Annotated in this window: 19 protein-coding genes and 1 tRNA gene; 7 read left to right on the top strand and 13 right to left on the bottom strand. The window is 53.0% G+C overall.

Annotated features, from left to right (window positions below):
- Positions 1–134 precede the first annotated feature (134 nt).
- The 4 genes from RGU70_RS13070 to asd all read right to left on the bottom strand — a co-directional run bounded on the left by RGU70_RS13070 (position 135) and on the right by asd (position 4,815).
- Complete coding sequence (locus tag RGU70_RS13070) at positions 135–827, bottom strand: hypothetical protein (RefSeq protein WP_322209835.1); 693 nt, start codon at positions 825–827, stop codon at positions 135–137.
- The gene (locus RGU70_RS13065) at positions 803–2,122 is read right to left on the bottom strand and encodes a DUF6402 family protein (protein ID WP_322209834.1); all 1,320 of its coding nucleotides are present in this window, start codon (positions 2,120–2,122) and stop codon (positions 803–805) included. The genes RGU70_RS13070 and RGU70_RS13065 overlap by 25 nt, the downstream gene beginning before the upstream one ends.
- 519 nt (positions 2,123–2,641) lie before the next feature.
- Positions 2,642–3,964 carry a M14-type cytosolic carboxypeptidase gene (locus RGU70_RS13060; protein WP_322209833.1) on the bottom strand — a complete coding sequence of 441 codons (1,323 nt, stop codon included), beginning with the start codon at positions 3,962–3,964 and terminating at the stop codon, positions 2,642–2,644.
- Complete coding sequence (gene asd / locus RGU70_RS13055; protein ID WP_322209832.1) at positions 3,961–4,815, bottom strand: archaetidylserine decarboxylase; 855 nt, start codon at positions 4,813–4,815, stop codon at positions 3,961–3,963. The genes RGU70_RS13060 and asd overlap by 4 nt, the downstream gene beginning before the upstream one ends.
- A 159-nt stretch (positions 4,816–4,974) precedes the next feature.
- Here asd and RGU70_RS13050 point away from each other — a divergent pair, with 159 nt between their 5' ends.
- From RGU70_RS13050 to RGU70_RS13040, 3 genes are all read left to right on the top strand, one after another.
- Positions 4,975–6,222: an MFS transporter gene (locus RGU70_RS13050; protein WP_322209831.1), complete on the top strand. Its 1,248-nt coding sequence runs from the start codon at positions 4,975–4,977 to the stop codon at positions 6,220–6,222.
- Between the two features lie 325 nt (positions 6,223–6,547).
- The gene (locus RGU70_RS13045; protein ID WP_322209830.1) at positions 6,548–7,930 is read left to right on the top strand and encodes an NAD-dependent succinate-semialdehyde dehydrogenase; all 1,383 of its coding nucleotides are present in this window, start codon (positions 6,548–6,550) and stop codon (positions 7,928–7,930) included.
- A 442-nt stretch (positions 7,931–8,372) separates the two neighbouring features.
- A complete protein-coding gene (locus tag RGU70_RS13040; protein ID WP_322209829.1) occupies positions 8,373–8,711 on the top strand; it encodes a hypothetical protein in 339 nt (112 codons plus the stop codon).
- A gap of 223 nt (positions 8,712–8,934) precedes the next feature.
- Here RGU70_RS13040 and RGU70_RS13035 read toward each other — a convergent pair whose 3' ends face one another.
- Genes RGU70_RS13035 through RGU70_RS13025 form a run of 3 tightly spaced genes read right to left on the bottom strand, consistent with a single transcriptional unit; the run spans position 8,935 to position 10,094 of the window.
- Positions 8,935–9,324 (bottom strand): DUF6691 family protein, encoded by a 390-nt coding sequence (locus RGU70_RS13035; protein WP_322209827.1) that lies wholly within the window; start codon positions 9,322–9,324, stop codon positions 8,935–8,937.
- Between the two features lie 9 nt (positions 9,325–9,333).
- Complete coding sequence (locus tag RGU70_RS13030) at positions 9,334–9,768, bottom strand: YeeE/YedE family protein (protein WP_322209826.1); 435 nt, start codon at positions 9,766–9,768, stop codon at positions 9,334–9,336.
- Complete coding sequence (locus tag RGU70_RS13025) at positions 9,768–10,094, bottom strand: metalloregulator ArsR/SmtB family transcription factor (RefSeq protein ID WP_322209825.1); 327 nt, start codon at positions 10,092–10,094, stop codon at positions 9,768–9,770. The genes RGU70_RS13030 and RGU70_RS13025 overlap by 1 nt, the downstream gene beginning before the upstream one ends.
- Before the next feature lie 219 nt (positions 10,095–10,313).
- On the opposite strand from RGU70_RS13025, the gene RGU70_RS13020 reads away from it, so the two are divergent.
- Positions 10,314–10,505 (top strand): DUF2892 domain-containing protein, encoded by a 192-nt coding sequence (locus RGU70_RS13020; protein ID WP_322209824.1) that lies wholly within the window; start codon positions 10,314–10,316, stop codon positions 10,503–10,505.
- Between the two features lie 166 nt (positions 10,506–10,671).
- Here the strand turns inward: RGU70_RS13020 and RGU70_RS13015 are convergent, their stop codons facing one another.
- From RGU70_RS13015 to RGU70_RS12990, 6 genes are all read right to left on the bottom strand, one after another.
- The gene (locus RGU70_RS13015; protein WP_322209823.1) at positions 10,672–11,421 is read right to left on the bottom strand and encodes an LrgB family protein; all 750 of its coding nucleotides are present in this window, start codon (positions 11,419–11,421) and stop codon (positions 10,672–10,674) included.
- The gene (locus RGU70_RS13010) at positions 11,414–11,785 is read right to left on the bottom strand and encodes a CidA/LrgA family protein (RefSeq protein WP_322209822.1); all 372 of its coding nucleotides are present in this window, start codon (positions 11,783–11,785) and stop codon (positions 11,414–11,416) included. The genes RGU70_RS13015 and RGU70_RS13010 overlap by 8 nt, the downstream gene beginning before the upstream one ends.
- A 76-nt stretch (positions 11,786–11,861) precedes the next feature.
- On the bottom strand, positions 11,862–12,179 hold the full coding sequence (locus RGU70_RS13005; protein WP_322209821.1) for a DUF1294 domain-containing protein: 318 nt from the start codon (positions 12,177–12,179) through the stop codon (positions 11,862–11,864).
- A 42-nt stretch (positions 12,180–12,221) separates the two neighbouring features.
- A complete protein-coding gene (ycaO, locus tag RGU70_RS13000) occupies positions 12,222–13,943 on the bottom strand; it encodes a 30S ribosomal protein S12 methylthiotransferase accessory factor YcaO (RefSeq protein WP_322209820.1) in 1,722 nt (573 codons plus the stop codon).
- A 260-nt stretch (positions 13,944–14,203) separates the two neighbouring features.
- Positions 14,204–14,521 (bottom strand): H-NS histone family protein, encoded by a 318-nt coding sequence (locus tag RGU70_RS12995; RefSeq protein ID WP_322209819.1) that lies wholly within the window; start codon positions 14,519–14,521, stop codon positions 14,204–14,206.
- A gap of 485 nt (positions 14,522–15,006) precedes the next feature.
- A tRNA-Ser gene (locus tag RGU70_RS12990) sits at positions 15,007–15,096 on the bottom strand.
- 753 nt (positions 15,097–15,849) lie between these two features.
- On the opposite strand from RGU70_RS12990, the gene RGU70_RS12985 reads away from it, so the two are divergent.
- The 3 genes from RGU70_RS12985 (at position 15,850) to RGU70_RS12975 (ending at position 20,103) form a co-directional block, all read left to right on the top strand.
- On the top strand, positions 15,850–16,869 hold the full coding sequence (locus RGU70_RS12985) for a TRAP transporter substrate-binding protein (protein ID WP_322209818.1): 1,020 nt from the start codon (positions 15,850–15,852) through the stop codon (positions 16,867–16,869).
- A gap of 280 nt (positions 16,870–17,149) precedes the next feature.
- Positions 17,150–19,648, top strand: coding sequence for an ABC transporter permease (locus tag RGU70_RS12980; RefSeq protein WP_322209817.1), 2,499 nt, complete (start codon positions 17,150–17,152; stop codon positions 19,646–19,648).
- Between the two features lie 53 nt (positions 19,649–19,701).
- On the top strand, positions 19,702–20,103 hold the full coding sequence (locus RGU70_RS12975; RefSeq protein ID WP_322209816.1) for a group II truncated hemoglobin: 402 nt from the start codon (positions 19,702–19,704) through the stop codon (positions 20,101–20,103).
- The last annotated feature ends 55 nt before the right edge of the window (positions 20,104–20,158 follow it).

Genomic DNA, 20,158 nt, shown 5'->3' with positions numbered 1-20,158 from the left:
CCTCCCGCTGCGCGTTCGCACTCGTAAATGAAATGTCAACAGACCTTGGCCAAGTTGGCGGGGACATCTGCGTATTTCAAAGGCCGCTTATTTTAAAGACCGCTGATTGCGAGGCTTCTGTGGAAGACGCTATTTCAAGGGTATATCAGCAAATTAAAGATCGGGAATCTGGCGGCAATCCAATCGAGTTTCGATGGCGGCATGGTGAGGGTTCTCGGCTCTCCGTCAGGGTCTGAATCGTCTCGGTAGCGGATGCTGTCTTGGCTTATCTCTATAGGATCAAGTCCTGGTCCCCCGTCCCAAAAAATCTTGTAATTTCTTTTGGCGAGAACCTCTTCTTGCTCGTTTAGGACGGTCATTTGTACGCGATCCATGCTGCTCCCAAATAAATCGTTGTCGCTTACGCCACTTCCGCAAATATTAATGAGGTATTTTTTTCCTTTAAATTCCTTTCGCCCGCCATTTAATGTTTCGTTATATTTGTAGTTTTTACAGTCAGTGTCGTTGATAAAAAAAATACTTCCATAAAAAATAATACAAAGCCAAATAATAATTGCAGGACTCATTTTCATGAGCTCCTCAGATGGTGAGTCTGTTGTTTTTATAAATCTATATGATTTGAATATAATAAATAAAAATATAAAAATAAATGCGATAAATAGTATCTCATTTGAAAATTGATAAATTGTTATTAGGAGTCCAAGTTGAAACTTATTTGGCATTAAGTAAATAAAAATTGATAATGCCATTGCCAAAATAATGATTAATGCGCTAATAGTCGTTGCTAATTTAAATGATTTTGCTACATAGGCTCTGCTGGTCGGCATATGGTTTCCAATTTGATTTTAATTGGTCTCTTTAGTTTGAAAAGTTGTGGTTTGCTGTAAATTATAAAATCACCACCTCTGTTATGTTTTTCTCTCCATGCTCTATAGTTCTCATTAAAAATAGGGTAATAAATATCTTTTTTTATGAATGTGCGGAATGTTCCAGTCCTTTTGTTTAAAGGTTTGTTAGCCTCTTTTTTATTTAGCAAATATTCATCATTAATTGTATCCATAGTAATTTCTGAATCCCCAATTTTTATATTTCCTATTTTCACCAAGCTGCTTATTTGAGCTGGATAAAAAATAAGCATATCTTTTTTATTCCAATGGCCAAGGTATTGACTATTACTATCTTTCTTGTCGTTAAAAGAATAACTGTCTTTTAGATATATATAAACATGCGTTAATATTGCAGTCGGGTCAATACAATATATTTTTGTTTTATCTTTGTCGTTATATTTGAAATATTTTTCAGAGCTAACTTCTACATTGCCGATAGCGGCGTAAAGATTGAAACGTCCTAGTGATGCTGTGAGGTCTGTAAGTAATAACCAATCTATTGCGTTGTAACTTGTGATTTCTTGACGCTGGAAGTGCCAATCAATATGGAATTGTCTTACATCACCAATAAATTTGGCTGTATTAAAAGAAAATATCATTGATTTTTCATCAATGAATTCATTTTTTATTTTTTTGTAAATATGATCTGAAATTTCTTTAGTCGAATTGGATGTATATAATTGTTTATTAATTAAATCATCAAATTCATTTTTAATATTTTTGTATTTCAATACCCAATTCAGCGTGACAGTAGTGTCGTCCAATGGTTGTAGGGAATTTTTTTTCTCGTTATAAACATGCGCCGCCCCAGCAAACCATTTCTCAGCCAACTTCGCCGCTATCGGCCATCCAATTTTTCTCATGGCTCCGGGAATGTCCTGAAGGTCAAATTCCGGCAGCTTTTCCCGTTCTTCTGCGTCAAGAATTTGCGGTTTTGCGGGTTTTACAGGTTCTGCTTGTTTCGGCTTGGGTGCGGGCTGTTTTTTCTGACGTTGAGCAAGCGCCTTTTGAGCGGCTTCTTCCGCTTTCTTTGCTTTCAGTTGTTCTTTCGTCGGTTTGGGTGGTTTGGGTAATTTCGGCGGCGGTGGCGTGCCCGGCGCGCGTCGTTCATAGGAAATCTGCTGCGGGGTATTGATAGGCACCGCGCCCGCTGAGCCGCTGAATTCCTTCCATATTTTTCCTCTGAATAAAGACCGCGCCATTGCGTAGTAAGGGACTTTTTTTACCTTTGCCATAGAGAGAGTTTTCCTGTGTTCTGAATAAAAAATACCAATAGTAAAAAACTATATTTTGTTAATGAACCTCCGAGATTGCACTGCGCCGTCACCGAATCAGGGGTCTTTACATGCGATTCCTCCCTTCCCGACGCTATGCAGCGATAGAAATGAAGTGGCAATTTGCGCTGCCGTCGGTGCGGATTGTTTTCGCGGTGACGATGTTGCGTCCGCGTTAATGAGAGAGGAGCGCGCAGCAGCTTCCTTGTTTCACGATGAGCGCCATGTTCTGGCGATTCGATTGACCTGGCTATAAGACCTGTTCCAAATATAGGAGGACTTACGCAAAAGGCCGCTGGCGTTGTTGCCTCGTCTTGTCTTGCTCTGTGCTAACTGGCACTGCCTGCGGCAATGCGCCTAGCCAGCGGCCTTTTGCGCAAGTCCTGTATAAGAACTTAGAATCCCTCCCAGACGTACAAAGCCCCCCGAACAGTTCCACTGCGCGGGGGGCTTTGTTTTCCATCTGAAACGGTAACAGCCCTAAAAGCTCAGTTCTTCAATGGCCTTGGCGAGCGCCTTGCCAAGTTCGCGCAAATCGTCGGCTTCTACCCAGTGCGTGAAACCAGCCGTGCCGGTCGTGGTTTCCAGCGTGATCGCGGTGACCGCGTCTTGTCTTTGCTCCCACCACCAGGTTTCTGGATAAGCGCGTTCCAGAAACCCGGTGCCGCCGTTCTGTGATGAGGTATCAATGCGTCCGCGGTAGTGGGCGCTGAGTGCATCGATCAGCGCCCATTGCTTGCGCCACAGACTGCGTTGCGCAGGAGAAAAGCGCATCGGGTCATCACCGAAATGCGGGAATAAAAAGGCTTGTTGATCGACGGGTGCATTCGATGCGTGCAGATTGAGTGCCAGCACAATATCGGCACCGCTCATGAGCAAGGGTGCAAGCACCCTATCGACCAGCAAGCGATTTTCTGGCGGGGCGTCGGCATCGAGGGCGATCGACGATGCCAGCGGATCGCTGATCCAGCTTTCTTCCAGATTCACGCTGTCGGCATTGGTCCGGTAATTGCCGTCGATGACGCCATCGACGTTGTGCATAGGCACAATCTTGAATTCGTAACGTGCGCGCAAGGCGCGACCGGTGGCGTCTTCCGCCAGCAACTGCCGTATCAATCCCTCCAGCAGAAAGGACGGCCCGGTTTCGCCGGGATGCGTGCGGGCGTTAACCCAGACGATTTTTTTCGCTTCCGTTCCCGGCGCGCTGATAGTCAGCAGCCGGATCGGTGCGGCATGGCGTGGCGATAGGCCCAGCGTTTCCACTTGCATGTAAGGACTCGCCGCCTGCGATTCCAGGAAGGTGTTCAGGTCGCTGGTGGTATAGGGATAAAAGCGGGCGATCCAGACGTGTTCTGAGGCAAAGGTTTTGCGGATCAGGAGACGGCATTGGCCCGGAGAATACTCTTCGCACGGCTGCCAGACGGCTTCATCGTCGCTGAAATGGTGCCAGTTTTTTTGATCGTAGGAATAGACCGCCAGCGCAGGATAGTACGCGCCGAAGCCTTCAATTTGCAGTGTGAGCGGCCGGCCGGTTGCCAAACCGTTGATGCCAACGTACCACCAGTTGCGGAAGCTGTCGGGTAGCGTAGGGTCGTCGTTGTCGTCACGCAAGTGCAAGCGCCAGTTCATGCCGCTGCGATCGAGGGGGTCGATCTGGCCGATGCTGCCGCTTTCAAAGGCGGTGGAAAATTCCGTCCTGGCGACAGTTTCGGCCTCCGGGGGAAGTACAGCACATGCGCACAGCGACAGCAGGAGTACCAGAGCCTGAAGGTAGCCCAACCAGCGGCAGGCTGGTCGGATCATGGTGCGGTTTGCTGACCTAACATCTGGCCCAGCTGAACGGCACCATCGGGAGCCCACTCAGGGTTAAAACGCAGAGTGTCTTTAGGAAACAGTAATACCACGGTCGATCCCAACAGGAAGCGACCCATTTCATCGCCTTTTTGAAACGAAGGCTGTTCTGGCGGCGCATAGTGCCACTCGCGCACAGCGCGCGTACGCGGTGGGTTGACCACGCCGTGCCACACGGTCTGCATGCTGCCGACCAGCGTCGCGCCGACCAGCACCTGCACGAAAGGCCCGTGTTCACCTTCGAACACGCAGACTACGCGCTCATTGCGCGCAAACAGGCCCGGCACGCCGCGCGCCGTGGTCGGGTTGACCGAGAATAGCTCGCCCGGCACGTAGATCATGCGTGTCAGTCGTCCGGCGCAGGGCATGTGGATGCGGTGGTAATCGCGCGGACTCAGATAGATTGTGGCGAAATCGCCGCCGTCAAAATGCTGCGCCAGTTCGCGGTCGCCGCCGACCAGCGCCGTGGTGGAGTAGGCGTGGCCTTTGGCCTGGAATATCTGGTCTTGCTTAATCGCACCGAATTGACTGAGCGCGCCATCGACCGGGCAGATGAAATCACTTGCAGCCAGCGGCCGTGCATCGCTGCGCAGGGCGCGGGTGAAAAAGGCGTTGAAGCTGGGATAGCAGCGGATATCGGGTTCTGCCGCTTCCTCCATGTTGACGCCGTATTTGCGAACGAAGCGACGAATGATGGCGGTCGTAATGCTGCCTGCTCTGGCGTTGGCAACCCAGCCGGCAAACACCGTGAGTGCTTGTTTGGGGAAAAAATATTGGGGCAACACTGCGAGACGAGAGAGCACGATGCGCGACCAGTACAAATAATAAAGGATGAATTGTACCGGTCTGCTCGCCTGTTGAGTGAGGTCTGTACTGTAAGCACAGGCAGTAAAGCGATCGGATGACTCCCGGCGCGCAATTTATACGGCCGCGCTGAACGCGGTATACTCCGCCCCCGGTGCTTGCCGATACGTTCTGCAGGCGCCTTGCCTTCTCGTCTTCTGCCAATACAAGGCAAACCCCACCGAACGGAGTCCCTTCTGCTGTTAAAAATCATTCCACTGGCTGCATTGACCGGTGTTGGCATGCTTTCCACCGATTTATATCTGCCCGCCTTGCCGCATTTGGCGCAAACCCTGGCAACGGATGTGCCGACGGTACAGGCAACGGTATCGGTCTACATTATTGTTTTTGCACTCTCCCAGTTGGCCTGGGGCTGGATTGCCGACCGTTTGGGCATGCGCAATACGCTGGTCGCCGGGATTGCGCTGCAAATCGCTGCGGGTATCGCTTGCGCGCTGGCGGGCAGCGTGTACTGGCTGATCTTTTTCAGGGCGGTGCAGGGCATAGGTGCGGGCGCTGCCACGGTGGTTGTGCCGGTGCTGCTGCGTCGCCGGTTCACCGATGCGGAGGCGGTACGTGCCATTTCCTGGGTGGGGATTGCTGAATCAGTCATTCCCGCCATCGCACCCGTTGCCGGTGCGGCGATTTTGCTGGTGGCCAGCTGGCGCGCCACCTTCTGGGTCGTCGCATTGCTGGCCTTGATGTTGCTGCCTTTTGTTATCTGGCTGGTACCCGCCAAGCAAGCGCTGCACGAACCGGGCGAACCGGTCAATTACCGGCTGTTGCTGCGTAACCGGGCTTTTGTTCGGGATGCGCTGATTTACGGCCTGACGTTTGGCGCATTAGTTACGTTTGTCGCCAGCGCCCCGCATCTGGTGGAAGTCTGGCTGGGGCATGGTCCCGGTATGTTCGCGCTGATGCAGGTGTTCGGTGTCTCGTCGTTTATCCTCGCGGCCTCGCGTGGCAGCGCGGGCGTGCAGCGTTTTGGCGTACACAAGATGATGCAGGCCGGCGGTTATGCGCAATTGCTGGCGGTGACGGGTTTGCTGGTGTTGGGATTGGCCGATGTGCGATCCGCAACGCTGATGATCGGATTCTGGGCCATCTTCTGCGCCGGTCTGGGTCTGCGCGGACCGGCGACCATGACTCGCGCTTTGTCCGTGCCGCATTCGATGACCAGTCTGGCCTCGGGCTTTCTGATGTTTCTGGCGCTGTTTTTGTCCGGCGTTGGTACGCAGCTGGCCGGATTTTTTCTGTCGTATGGCATGTATCCGGTGGCCTTGTTGATGCTGGTGATGATCGTCGGCAGTCTTTACTTGCAGCGCGGCGGCGAGGCCCAGGTCGTGATCGAGGGCGTTGTCGACTGAGTGCCGCATGACTATCCTGCAAGGGATAGTCATGCTCATGATCCTCCTCAAAATTCAAACGTGCCGGTGTGCATGAACGCCGCTCCAACACTGCATATCTTGCCTTTATGCAATTTCTCGTACCCGCATTTTCATCTTAAAAATATCCTTGGATCAGGACTGTTTTGCCGCTTGTTTTTCCATAAATGCGGCAGTGCACAGTGAAAAAAACGTTTAAGGCGTATAGTAAAAACAAGCAATCTGCGCGCGATTTATTGCGATCCGTGCTGCAGCACCTTGGTATGCGCCTATTATTTTTTGCCAGATTCAGATAAGGATTTTTATTATGAGTTACCAAAGCATTAACCCCAATGATGGTAAGACACTGAAGTCGTTTGATACAGTCAGCGACAAGCAACTTGATGCTTCCTTGGCCCTTGCTGAGACCTGTTTCCAGTCATGGAAAACAATGAGTTATGCGGCGCGTGCTGCGATCATTCAAAAAGCCGCCGTGTTGTTGCGTGCGGACGTTGATAGCTTCGCCAAACTGGCCACGCTGGAAATGGGAAAGCGCATCAATGAGGCGCGTGGCGAAGTCAAATTCAGTGCGGATATCCTGGATTACTACGCCAAGAACGCCGAGCAATTTCTCTCGGACACGAAACTCAATCCAAAAAAGGGTGAAGCCCATATGGAAAGCAGCCCTATCGGCGTGCTTTTCTGTGTCGAGCCGTGGAATTTTCCTTACTACCAGCTGGCCCGCGTGGTCGGTCCGCAACTGATGGCCGGTAACGTATTGGTCGTCAAGCACGCCGGTTGCGTTCCCCAATGCGCGATTGCTTTTGAAAAGTTACTGATCGACGCGGGTGCGCCGGTTGGCGCTTACACCAACCTGATCATTTCGCATGAGCAGGCCGAGAAGGTCATCGACGATCCGCGTATCAAGGGCGTGGCCTTGACCGGGAGTGTTTCTGCCGGAAGAAGTATCGCCGCCAGAGCCGGCCTGAATCTCAAGAAGAGTTCGATGGAGCTGGGCGGTAGTGATGCCTTCATCGTGCTGGAAGATGCGGATATCGAAAAGACTATTCCCTGGGCGGTATGGGGCCGTATGTATAACGGCGGACAAACCTGTTGCGCAGCCAAGCGCTTTATCGTCGTCGATTCGATTGCGGATCAGTTCCTGGAAAAATTCACCGCAGCATTGTCGGCGCTCAAGGCCGGCGATCCTATGGATGAAAAAACGACGCAAGGCCCTTTGTCAACTGAAGCTGCGGCCGTTCAATTGGTCAAGCAAGTCGATGAGGCGGTGGCGCATGGTGCGACCTTGCTCATGGGCGGCAAGCGGATGGATCGTCCTGGCGCATTCATGGAAATCACTATGCTGACCGATATTGCACCGGATAATCCGGCTTTCCGTGATGAATTCTTTGGACCTGTGGTGTCGTTCTATCGCGTCAAGGACGAGGCAGCGGCCATTGCGCTGGCCAATGACTCGGACTTCGGTTTGGGAGGCTCCGTGTTTACCAAAGACATTGCCCGCGGCAAGCGCGTGGCGAGCCAGGTCAATACCGGCATGATGTTCATCAATAGCCTCGACTGGACCGATGCCGAGTTGCCGTTTGGCGGGATTAAAAATTCCGGTTACGGACGTGAATTGGGGAACATGGGTATTCAAGAGTTCGTGAATAAAAAGCTGGTTCGTACGATAGATCTGGCGGCACCGGTCTGATTGCACCACACTAAATATTCAGCGCGTACCAAGGGCATCAAATGGACTGATTCGGTGAGGTGCTCATTTGCCTCACGATATGTATGTTCTTGTTACGCGCTGGCTTTATAAGGGCCAAGTATTTTCGTTTCTCATCAGGTCTTCATCAACACCCGCTCTTATTTTTCAGGGCGGGTGTTTTTGTATGGCTTTTTCTTATTCAGTTGTCGTGCGAGACGATCGGTGTGTATATCAAGACGATCAGAGATTAATCGGCTAGGTTTAACGTGCAATATTCGGCTTGTGGCAGGGCAATGCAGTTTAGTGATGTCGCTGGCGCGGTCAATGTACTGACCCTCGACCTTACCAAATGTCGCTGCCACTGAGATCAGCTTTCTGCTTGCAGAAGTTGGATTTCCACGAAGCATTCATTTTTCACTAAAACCGTTTTAAGGAAATTGCCATGTACATCAAGAAGATGCTGGAAAAAGCCAAGTCGGACGAATCAATCAGCCCTCTTGAGGCGCGCGATGCGATGCTCGGATGCTTCGTCACCATTCATGGCGAAACACTGAAGCGAGGTGCGCAGATACTGGGAAAATCCTTGAGTGACGAGCAGACGGAACAGCACGCTACCGTGATCATGAAAGGCATACTCGGCAGCAATTGGGAGAAACCTACGTCCGCGTCGCTGCATGATGCACGCGTCAGAATGGATCAGAAAATGAATTTTTCCCAAGCGCCCGCTGACCTGCGCGATATGCATGAGCAGGTATGCAACAGAATCGTCAGCAAAATATAGGTTTTGTTGAAAGGTAGTCGTCGTTTTTATGAACGGCATCGCTCTTGAAATGGTGGTTCGATTCTGTCATCGGCCACCAGGTATATCGCTGATGAAACGCAAACCACTGAGGTTGGCGTTTTTTTTGGAGAAAAATTGTCATGTCCGGCCAGCTTTCAGAGCGTGGTCTGGCTGAGGCCGATTGACGATCAGACGATGCGTCAATAGCGCCGCATTCAGCAGCTCATAAAAGCATACCGGTAATCATCGCCAGCACAAACAGCAGTGCTTTGGTTTCCCCCATGCCGAGCGCGACCAGCGCCGGGCCGGGACAAAAGCCGGCAATTCCCCAGCCGATGCCGAACACGATACTGCCCAGCACCAGTCGACGGTCGATGTGCCGCGCAGTTGGCAGTTTCATTGGCGCGCCCAACCAAGAGAGGGGACGGCGTTTTGCGAAGCGAAAGGCAAAAAAGGCGACGCCGATTGCGCCTCCCATGACCAGTATCAGCGAGGGGTCCCAGCTTCCTGCGAGATCGAGAAAGCCCAGTACCTTGGCTGGATTGGCCATACCGGAGACGATCAGTCCCGCACCGAACATCAGCCCTGCCAGCAGTGAAGTGAGCATTGTCATGGCAATTCCTTAAACAGGGAGTAGGTGACGCACGATAAAGACGGTGATCCAGCCGGCGCTCATGAAAGCGGCGGTGGCAACCGCAGAGCGCCATGACAGTCGCGACAATCCGCAAACGCCGTGGCCGCTGGTGCAGCCGGAACCATAACGGGTACCGACACCCACCAGTAATCCCGCCGCGATCAGCGTACCGTTTCCAGCTTCGATGCGGATGACTGGCAGCGTGGCGAATATCGCATACGCCAGCGGCGCGCCCAACAGTCCGAGAATAAACACGGCGCGCCAGGCGATGTCATTCGACTTGGGTCGTAGCAGACCGCCCAAAATGCCGCTGATGCCCGCGATACGGCCATTGAATAGCACGAGCATGGCGACAGCCAAACCTATCATTGCGCCGCCAAGTAAGGACGACCAGGGGGTGAAGGTATTCCAGGTGATGGACATCAGGTGTTTTCTTTCGGGCAATAAAGGCGGTACAGCAGGGCTAGGATTTCCAGCATGGCCGGCTCGGCCACCGAGTAATAAATATTTTTCCCCTGCCGACGAGTGCTGACGACTCCTTCGCTGCGTAAAACGCCGAGTTGCTGCGAGAGGGTCGGTTGGTGGATGCCTAGCTGTTCTTCCAGTTCACTGACACAGAGTTCGCCTTGCGATAGCTGGCATAGCAGCAAAAGACGGTCTTCATTGGCGAGCAGTTTCAATACGCTGACGGCTTGTGTCGCGGCAGCGCGCAGTAATTCAAGCTCAATGGCGGGGTGGGGTAAGTTCATGTCGATTAGATGCGATTAAGTTGACATCAGTATATTAAAGAATATAATGTTTATCAATATATTGTTTCCCTGCTTTGTTTTTTTCAGCAAGGCAAAGCAGGGCAGCATGGATGGGCAGGTGCTTCAGAGTTCGTTTGTAAGTGATATAGAAATGACGAAATCGTCGCTTAAGAAGTGAGTAAATCACAGGGATCTTATTTTTATTTAAAGGGGAATAACATGAAAGCAAACGTAGGAACGATAGACCGCGCCATCCGTATCATTGTTGGACTGGCATTGATTGCGGCGACTCTGTCCGGTGCAATCGGTGTGTGGGGCTGGCTTGGCCTAATTCTGGTGGCTACCGGCGTTTTTCGATTTTGCCCTGCCTATTTCCCGTTTGGATTGAGCAGCTGCTCCGTCAAAAAATAATCCTCGCTGGCGTCCATGAGCTTATGGATGGTCAGCCAGTGAATGAGTAAGTAGTCAGGAGGCAATGAAAGCAGAGAATGGCTTTCATTGCTTTCTTGCGTTTTATCAGTCAGCTGGTGCTAGGCCATGGTTCCGCACCGTTAATGGCGAAATAGTCATGAGCCGGCTATTTGACCCATGCGGAAAAAGACCCCGCGACAATCGGTATCAGCCAGGGGGCGAGAAAGGCCGTCAGTATGCCATTCAAGCCCATGCCCAATCCGGCGAAGGCACCCATTTCGGCGCTGACCTGAAATGCCCGTGCAGTGCCGATGCCATGTGAAGTAACGCCCAGCGCAAAGCCACGCACTTCATGCGATTCGATGCGCATCCAATTAAACAAAAACCGCGCGACGATGGCCCCGAAAATGCCGGTACCAATGACCAGCACAGCGGTCAGCGCCGGCAATCCGCCCAGTTTTTCTGACACGCCCATAGCAATCGGTGTGGTGGCGGACTTCGGCCCGATGGAGATCGCCAGTTGCCAGGTCCCGCCCATTAGCACGATGGCCGCGACGGCCGAGACGATGGCCGTGACCGATCCTGCAAAAAGTCCACAGATCAGCGGTACGAAAGAACGACGCAGCCGGGGCAGCTGGCGCGCCAGAGGAATCGCCAGCGCGACGGTGGCCGGGCCGAGTAGAAAGTGAACAAATTGCGCCCCTGAAAAATAATCGCGGTAAGACATGCCGGTACTTTTCAAGACGATCACAATCAGTGCAATCGCAATCGCGACAGGATTAGCGAGTGGTGAAAAACGGAAGCGGGCGTAAATCGCGAAGGCGATGACATAAGCGCACAAGGTGAGTGTCAGTCCCAGCAAAGGCGAGCCGGAAAGATAGATCCAGATGGACCCGAGTTCCGGGATGTCATGCATGGTCGTGCTCTTTTTTCTGTGTGCTTTTTTTCGACTTCATGCACAGTCGCACCACGATTGCCGTGACGGCCAGCGAAAGAATCGTACTCACGACTGTGGCGACAATCACTGCCAGCCAGTGGCCGCGCACGGTGGCGGCCGATACCACAATGCCGACGCCCGCCGGGACGAACAGGAGCGACAAGTGGCGCAACAGTTCGCTGCCGGTTGCCTCAATGCGTTCCAGCAAGCCCGGCACAATCAGCAAGGCAATGAACAGAAGCAACATGCCGACGACGGCACCCGGGATGGGCAGGTGCAAGGCGAACGACAGTCCTTCACCGAGGCACTGGAAAATCAAGAGAATGGCAAACGTGAGCAGCATCAAGAACTCCAAGTGTTTCTAGGGTGGAGTTCATGATACATGCCTCAGGTGGGGATTTACGATAGCGGCGGCGATATTAAAAGCGGGCTTGCTGACTGAGAATCAGATGCCGGCTCAGCCACGCCAGCGCGGCAATATTGATCAGTACCGTTGACCAGAGTGGTAGTTGAAATGCGGCTTTGGAGGATTTGTGTCGCAGCCATCGTCGTGCCAGCAGTGCGCCCGGCCAGCCGCAGGCGAGTCCCATTAACAGGAGAGTAGTTTCGGAAATACGCCTTCGCCCGGCTCTGGCAGCGGCTTTGTCGATGGCATAGGCGATGAAGGTCAGCATGCTGGCAATACCGTACAGGGCAATTACCAGCAGCCAACTATCCCCCATTCCGTCATCGATCATCTGAATTGCTGCGATATCACTGGATTACCCGAAGAGTAACGGTCAGCGGTCAGCAGCAAACAGTTTGTCGTAGGCGGCCAGCAGGGTTTGATGCATGGCGCTACCTTGCATGTCTTCGCCCAGTGTATCCAGTCCAAAGAAGCGTTCCTGGCGATTGATCAAGGCCTCGGCCTGACGCACCGTATCGGCACCGTACAGCATGTCGAGCGAGCGGCGGTAGTTGTCCACGTTGTCGATTTGCAAAATGCTTTCTATGCAGCGGTACACCAGACGACGTGCCGGAGCCAGATCCTTGAAGTGATGGATCCAGTCGCAGCCTTCGCGGATGGCGTCTTCATCGCCGATGGCGAGTGCCAGCAGGGTTTTCAGTTCGCCGATGCGCAATTGCTTCCAGGGCGTGCCGACCGGAATCGCCAGACCGAGGATTTCCCACAGCGGACGCTCATCGTTGAGGTTCATGGTTTGCAGATCGGACAATAGTTCGGCCGCTTCCGGTTCGCTCAGGTCGGACAGGCGCACCAGTGCCGGGCGGATCAGATTGCCGATGCTGTTGTTTTCCCATTCCAGGTCTTCGACCGGATAGATTTCCGACATGCCCGGTACCAGTATGCGGCAGCTATAGGCTCCTTGTTCGCTGAAGTCGGAGACGTAAATATCCTTGCCTTCACGGTGGATGCAGTCGACCAGCCAGCGGTAATCTTCTTCGGTGGTGGTGCTGAAATTCCAGTCGGCAAAGGGAAAGTCGGGTGTATCGCCCATGAAATTCCAGCTGATGACGCCGCTGGAATCGACAAAGTGGATTTCCAAATTGGCGACGGCATTGATTTCGCTCATGTCGAAGCCGGGTTCCGGGAAGCCTTCCAGTGAATCGAGTGCGCGGCCTTGCAGCAGTTCTGTCATGGCGCGTTCGAGGGCGATTTCGAAACGAGGATGCGCGCCGTAGCTGGAGAAAACGCCTTGATCCTTGGGGTGTACCAGTGTGACGTTCATGACCGGGTACAGCCCGCCCAGCGAAGCGTCTTTGACCAGGATGCCGAAGCCGGCTTTGCGCAAGCCGGAAATGCCGGCATGGATGCTGGGGAAACGGGCGATGACTTCATCGGGGACTTCGGGCAGGCAAAGTCCTTCGCTGATGATGCGGTATTTGATCTGCCGTTCAAAAATCTCGGAAAGGGCCTGACTGCGCGCTTCCATCATCGTATTGCCGGCGGCCATGCCGTTGCTGACGTACAGGTTGCCGATGATATTGACCGGGATGTAGGTCAGGGCTTCATCACGCAGGCGGGTGTAGGGCAGGGCGCAAATGCCGCGTGCGACATTGCCGGAATTGAGGTCGACCAAGACTTCGCCGTCGATTGCGCCGTCCGGGTTGTAGAACTCCTGCAATTCGGGATTGAGCAGTTCTGCCGGCCAGGAGCCGTCCTCGGTGGGGGCGAACCAGCGTTCTTGCGGGTAATGGACGAAGGCGGCGTTGGCGCGGGTAGCGCCCAGATGGAAATGGGTCCAGAAATAGTGGGTGCCGAGACGCTCGAAAAATTCACCGTAGGCACTGGCGCGCGCGGCTAACTCGGTCGCGCCTTTGCCGTTGGAAAACAGCATCGGACATTCTTTGTCCTTCATGTGGGTCGACCAGATACCGTCGACTTCGTGCAGCAAGGAGGATTCAACCAGTTCAAAGCCGCGTGCCGCCAGCTTTTTTTGCATGGTGGCAATGGTCGATTCTAGGGAGGCATCTTTGCCTGGGATGAAGCTTTCGGTTTGCATGCGGAGTTCTCGGTGAGGGGAAGATTGATGGTGGGCAATAAACTGCGATGGTCGCTGGTGCTGGGAGCGCCTATCAAAAACCAATGAAGTCTAGTTTTCTGTAAGGCTTAATTAGCCTTAGTGAGACTTAATTGGACTTTGATAGGGGCTCTGATTTCGTGATGCTTATGTCCGGCCGCTTATTGAGCAGACTATCAGAAACAAAAATGCCGCTCAGATGTTGTCTGAACGGCATGACATCGACGCAGATCTGTTTCAGATCACTTGTTGATGGTGAATTTTTTCTTCAGTTTTTCACTGGCCTTGCCATCAGGACCAGCAATCCAGAGTGGTGGCTTGCCGCGGCCGCTCCAGGTTTTTCCTTCTTCATTGATATAAAGAGGTTCAACAGACTTAACGACACCGGTCTTGGTCGCTTTACCAGTGAAACCGACTTCTTTAGCTGAAAAACCGTAGTAAGCAATTTTGCTCTTGATGTCGGCGAGAATAGGCTCCCGCTCCTTGTTCTTCAGCTCTTCGATTTTGGATGCTATTTCTGCTTGTTGTGTAAGCAGTTTATTTAATTCTTGGTTGGCCATTTTTTCCCTTAGTTAAAAAATTAAGCAAATTCACAATACATGATTGACTTTTTTATTTCAACTGTTTTTACGAATTAAACAGTGATTTATTCAATACCAATCGAATTATTATTTCTATTTTATATAGAAGTTACAAATTCGCAAAAGTGGTAGGCGCAAATGAAAGTACCCAAGGCATTTTTATTAAGTTGAAATGCAACAACAATAAAAACCTGCTGGTTTATTTCTATCTGTCAGCGTTGAAATATTTCCCAATCCGCATTCACGACTCATCAAAATAATTTTTTTATTAATAACCTTGCGACCAGCAGGGAATAGCGCGCCGTTTAAAAACGTCTGTCTTTTCGTGCCTGTTAATGCAATGAGATTTTTTATCGTGCAACAACAACTGATAGGAGGCAAAGTTTTGCTGTGTCTGTAGCTCTTGTTACCTGGATGTTCGTTGGACTGTATTCGTTTAGTTATCCGCGTACGAACAAAATTCGTGGCGGAAGCTGTGAGATTCGAACTCACGAAGGACTCGCATCCTCGCCAGTTTTCAAGACTGGTGCATTCAACCGCTCTGCCAAGCTTCCTGTGTAAGGTCCGCATTATACATGAGCGATCATGGCTTGCTTGAAATGACTGTTTTTCCGATATTGCAAGGGGTATTGAGGTCTTGTGAAAGGGATTGAAAGCTAAGCTAAAACAAACCAGTTTGTAGGATGAATTTTAGCATTAGCTATTTTCTGGTCAGATAAATTGATCTTTTGGCTGTAGAGATAATGCAATCTGTAATCTATTTTTTTCTGATCATATAAATTGCAATAACAACCATCAGCACCACTGCAAATTCCAGCCCAACAACCAGATAAGGCATTTCGTTTCCTTTTTAAAATAAGCATCAATTGATGTCTTTGTACAAATAAATAAGCTTGGGTTCCACACTTTACTCTTGTAAAAAAAACAAGAATTTAAATGGCCGTTTTAAACCCGGTCAGAGTTTATTGATTTGCTGCCGGTTAATTTTCATGGCTTAAGTAGTTGAGTGAAGTAGCCGTCCGGTGATCTATTCTGGGCAGCGGCTGCTGCCGAAATAGAGCGGTAGCGTCCCGGCCGGAATAGCTCTTCGTCATGCCGGACTTATACATAGCCTTAGCCCCTGTTCCAAAAATGCAAATTGTCACTGATGGAGCGCTGCCCCAGACTGGCGAAAAATTAGCTCATATCGCTGGCCGTGTTTTTGCTGAATATGCAGGCACCGAGAGGTGGTCGGCATAAAGCAAAAACAGGCGTACATTCAACGAGCGGAACAAAAACACAAAAATCACAATTTATCTGGAGACTGTATGAAAACAAGATTACTCGCTACCGCCCTGGCGCTGCCCTTGGTACTGGCGCTGCATGCCGCACCGTTGATGGCGCAACAAGCTCCTATCGTGATTAAATTTAGTCACGTCGTCACCTCCAACACGCCCAAGGGCAAGGCCGCAGATCGCTTCAAGGAACTGGCAGAAAAAGCCACGCATGGCCGTGTAAAAGTGGAAGTGTATCCAAACAGCACTTTGTACAAGGACAAAGAAGAAGTCGAAGCGCTGCAATTGGGCGCAGTGCAGATGCTGGCACCCTCCATGGCTAAATTCGGTCCGCTGGGCGCGAAAGAATTTGAAGTATTCGACCTGCCCTATATTTTCCCTAACCGCGCCGTGCTGTCGCGCGTGACCGAAGGTCCGATTGGTCAGGGTCTGCTCAAAAAACTGGAACCTAAAGGCATTATTGGTCTGGCGTTCTGGGATAACGGTTTCAAGGTAATGACCGCCAATCGCCCTATGCATAAAGTGGCCGACTTCAAGGGGTTGAAGATGCGCATCCAGTCCTCCAAAGTGTTGGATGAGCAATTCCGTGCGCTGGGTGCCAATCCGCAAGTGCTGGCGTTTTCCGACGTCTATCAGGCATTGCAAACCGGCGTGGTCGATGGCAGCGAAAACACCTCATCCAATATCTATACCCAGAAAATGAATGAAGTGCAGTCCAATCTCACCGTATCCGACCACGGTTACATTGGCTACGCTGTCATCGTTAACAAAAAATTCTGGGATTCCTTACCTGCCGATATCCGTACCCAACTGGAAGGCGCAATGAAAGAAGCCACCCGTTACGCCAACGTGATTGCGCAAAAGGAAAACGATGACGCCCTGGCCGCCATCAAGGCCACCGGTAAAACCAATGTCTATTACCTGACGGAACAAGAAAAACTGGAATGGCGTCGTGCCCTCATGCCGGTGCGCAAAGCGATGGAAGCCCGGGTTGGCAAGGCCTTGATCGAGTCGATCGACAAAGAGTCGGCAGCACTGGGCATTAAAAACTAAGAAGTTGTTGATGCTCAGTAGCAAGCAATAAAAATTTGGGGCAAGGCAGTTCAGCGGACTCAAATACGGTGAATACCTTGCCCTGAAATTACTCAGATTTTATCCCTCCTGGATATGCCCTCAGGACTCATGCAAAAGCGCGAATTGCCGACTGGCAGCTCGCGCTTTTTGCTGGGCGGCAACCTCGCACGAGCATCTGTTTGCGGTTTGCGTTACTCTTCCTGCTTCGATTGATCTTTGCCGGCATTTTGCGGCCCTAATGGTGTTGTTAAAGGCCTGCATGTTTCTTCTTTCTTTGCGCATGACCGCGCGCGACTGGCGCGCCGGTGAACTACGGTTTTTGCTGATGGCGCTGGTGGTTGCTGTCGCGGCCTTGTCCTCGGTAGGTTTTTTTGTTGACCGCATGCGGGCCGGCCTGACCCGTGACGCCCATCAACTGCTGGGAGCTGACTTGCTGGTCGCCGCCGACCAGCCGATTGCTGCCGCCTGGCGCACGCACGCCACCCAGCTCGGATTACATCTGGCTGATACGGTCGTATTTCCCAGTATGGCAACCGCCGGCAGCGGCGACGCCAGCCGTTCGTTGTTGGCGTCACTCAAGGCCGTGTCGCCCACTTATCCTTTACGCGGCACGCTTAAAACCAGCGACCAGCCGGGCGGGGCGGAACAAAGCACGACCGGCATTCCCGCCCCCGGTACCGTCTGGATCGATCCGGCGCTACTGACACCTCTGCATCTCGTCGTGGGCGATACGCTCACGCTGGGCGAGCGCCCCTTCCGCATCACTCGCATCCTGACGCTGGAACCGGATCGCGGCAACGGCTTCATCAATTTCGCGCCACGCGTGTTGCTGCCGCTGAGTGATTTGGGGTCAACCCAACTGGTGCAAGTCGGGTCGCGTCTGACGTATCGGCTGCTGTTGTCCGGCTCGACGACGGCACTTGCCGACTATCAACAATGGCTGGAAACCCGCATCGCGCAAGAGAAGGTGCGCGGCGTGCGTATTGAAAATCTGGAAAACGGTCGTCCGGAAATGCGCGCCACGCTGGATAGGGCCGAGCAATTTCTGGCACTGGTCGGCCTGCTGTCCGCCTTGCTGGCGGCAGTGGCCGTGGCGATGGCAGCGCGCCGCTTCATGCTGCGCCATATCGATGCCTGCGCCATGCTGCGCTGTCTGGGCATGACGCAAAATCAGGCGAGCCGGCTCTTTGTGAGCGAATTTTTGCTGGTCGGGCTGGCGGGTAGTGCCGTTGGCGTGGCCGTCGGTTTCGGCGCGCATTTTGCCTTGCTGGCATGGCTGGGCAAGTTCCTGCCTACAGCTTTGCCTGCTGCTGGCTGGTTGCCGGCAGTGCAGGGACTGGCGGTGGGTATGCTGCTGCTGATCGGTTTCGCTTTGCCACCCTTGCTGCAATTGCGCGGTGTGCCGCACAATCGCGTGCTGCGACGTGAGGCGCATGCGCCTCAGGCCTTGACACTGCTGACGTATGCATTGGGTACGGCCGTATTCGTCGGTTTGCTGCTGTGGCAGGCGGGCGATGTCAAGTTGGGTTTGCTGACGGCTGCCGGATTTCTGGGCGCATGCGGCGCATTTTCTCTGTTGGGCTGGCTGGCGTTGAAAGCCTTGAAGAGCGTGCGCAGATTCGTGCCGAACGCTGGCTGGCGTTTTGCCCTGACTGCCTTACAGCGCAGGCCGGGCGCGAGCATCATGCAGATCGTTGCGCTGTCCCTGGGGCTGATGGCCTTGCTGCTATTGACCGTGATCCGTGGCGATCTGATTGGCGCCTGGCGTCAGTCCACTCCTGCCGACGCGCCCAATCGCTTCGTCATCAATATCCAGACGGAACAAAAAGCATCAATGGAAGCGCGCCTGAAGGCGGCGCACATTCCGGCGCAACTGTCGCCGATGATGCGCGGTCGTTTGCTCGCCATCAATGGTGTCGCGGTTAACGCCGCCAGCTACCCTGAGGCAAGGGCGCAGCAACTGGTCGAGCGGGAATTCAATCTGTCGACGATGACCGCATTGCCTGCTGGCAATGCCATCGTCGCCGGACGCTGGTACGACGATAGCAAACCGGAAGCATCGGTCGAGCAAGGACTGGCCAAGACGCTGAACATGAAACTCGGCGACCGCTTGCAATTCGATATCGGCGGTCAGACCGTCAGCGCCACCGTGACCAGTTTGCGCAAGCTCGACTGGGGTTCGCTGCGCGTGAATTTTTTCGTGATCATCAATCCCCGCGCCATGGCCGATATGCCGCAGACCTGGATTACCTCGTTTCATCTGCCCCCCGCACAGGCGGCATTGGCCGAGGGACTGACGCGCGATTTCCCGAATCTGACCGTGGTCGATATCGGCACTATCCTCAAGCAAATTCAGGATGTGGTGGATCAGGTTGTGGCAGCGGTCGAATTCCTGTTCCTGTTCACGCTGGCCTCGGGCGTGTTGGTGCTGTATGCCGCGCTGATTGCTTCACAGAGCGAACGGATCGCCGAAGCCGGCTTGCTGCGCGCTCTGGGCGCTACCCGCAAACAACTGGCGCAGGCGCAGCGCATCGAATTCCTGGTCATCGGTACGCTGGCCGGCATCTTCGCGGCGAGTGGTGCCGCAGCGATTGGCTGGGCGCTGGCGCGCTATGTGTTCGATTTCGAGTGGCACTTTAGTCCGCTGGTGTGGCTCAGCGGGGCAGTGATCGGTGCCGTGTGCGCCTTGGCAGGTGGTTGGTTCGGACTGCGTCAGGTACTCAACCGGCCACCCTTGCAGACGCTGCGCGAGGTTTAACTTACCAGGTGCAGCGGCAGTTCGATTAGGGTCCACTCAGTTATCATGGGCGCATGCAAATCGACAATCCCAATCAGCCCAGCGTCTACGAGATGTTGGGCGGCGGCGAAAAGCTGCGCGAACTGACCGACCGTTTCTACGACCTGATGGACCTGGAGCCGGAATTCGCCATCCTGCGCGGCCTGCATCCGGCAACGCTGGAAGACACCCGCGACAAGACCTTCTGGTTTTTATCCGGCTGGAGCGGCGGCCCCGACCTTTACATCGAACGCTTTGGCCACCCGCGCTTGAGGGCGCGTCACCTTCACGTAGCGATCGGCACCGTCGAACGCGACCAGTGGCTGCGCTGCATGGCGTGGGCGATGGAAGAGGTCGGCGTGGAGGAAGCACTGCGCCTGCGCCTGATGGCCTCGTTCTACCAGACCGCCGACTGGATGCGCAACAAACCGGACTGATTGCCTTACCTGCTTCAGGCGCACTTTTTTGCATGTCCCCTTATTTTCTTGAAGA

The organism is Herbaspirillum sp. RTI4, from assembly GCF_034313965.1.
Classification (GTDB): domain Bacteria; phylum Pseudomonadota; class Gammaproteobacteria; order Burkholderiales; family Burkholderiaceae_D; genus Herbaspirillum.
Note: the sequence above shows the minus strand (reverse complement) of the source record. Positions and strands in the feature narration are given on the sequence as shown.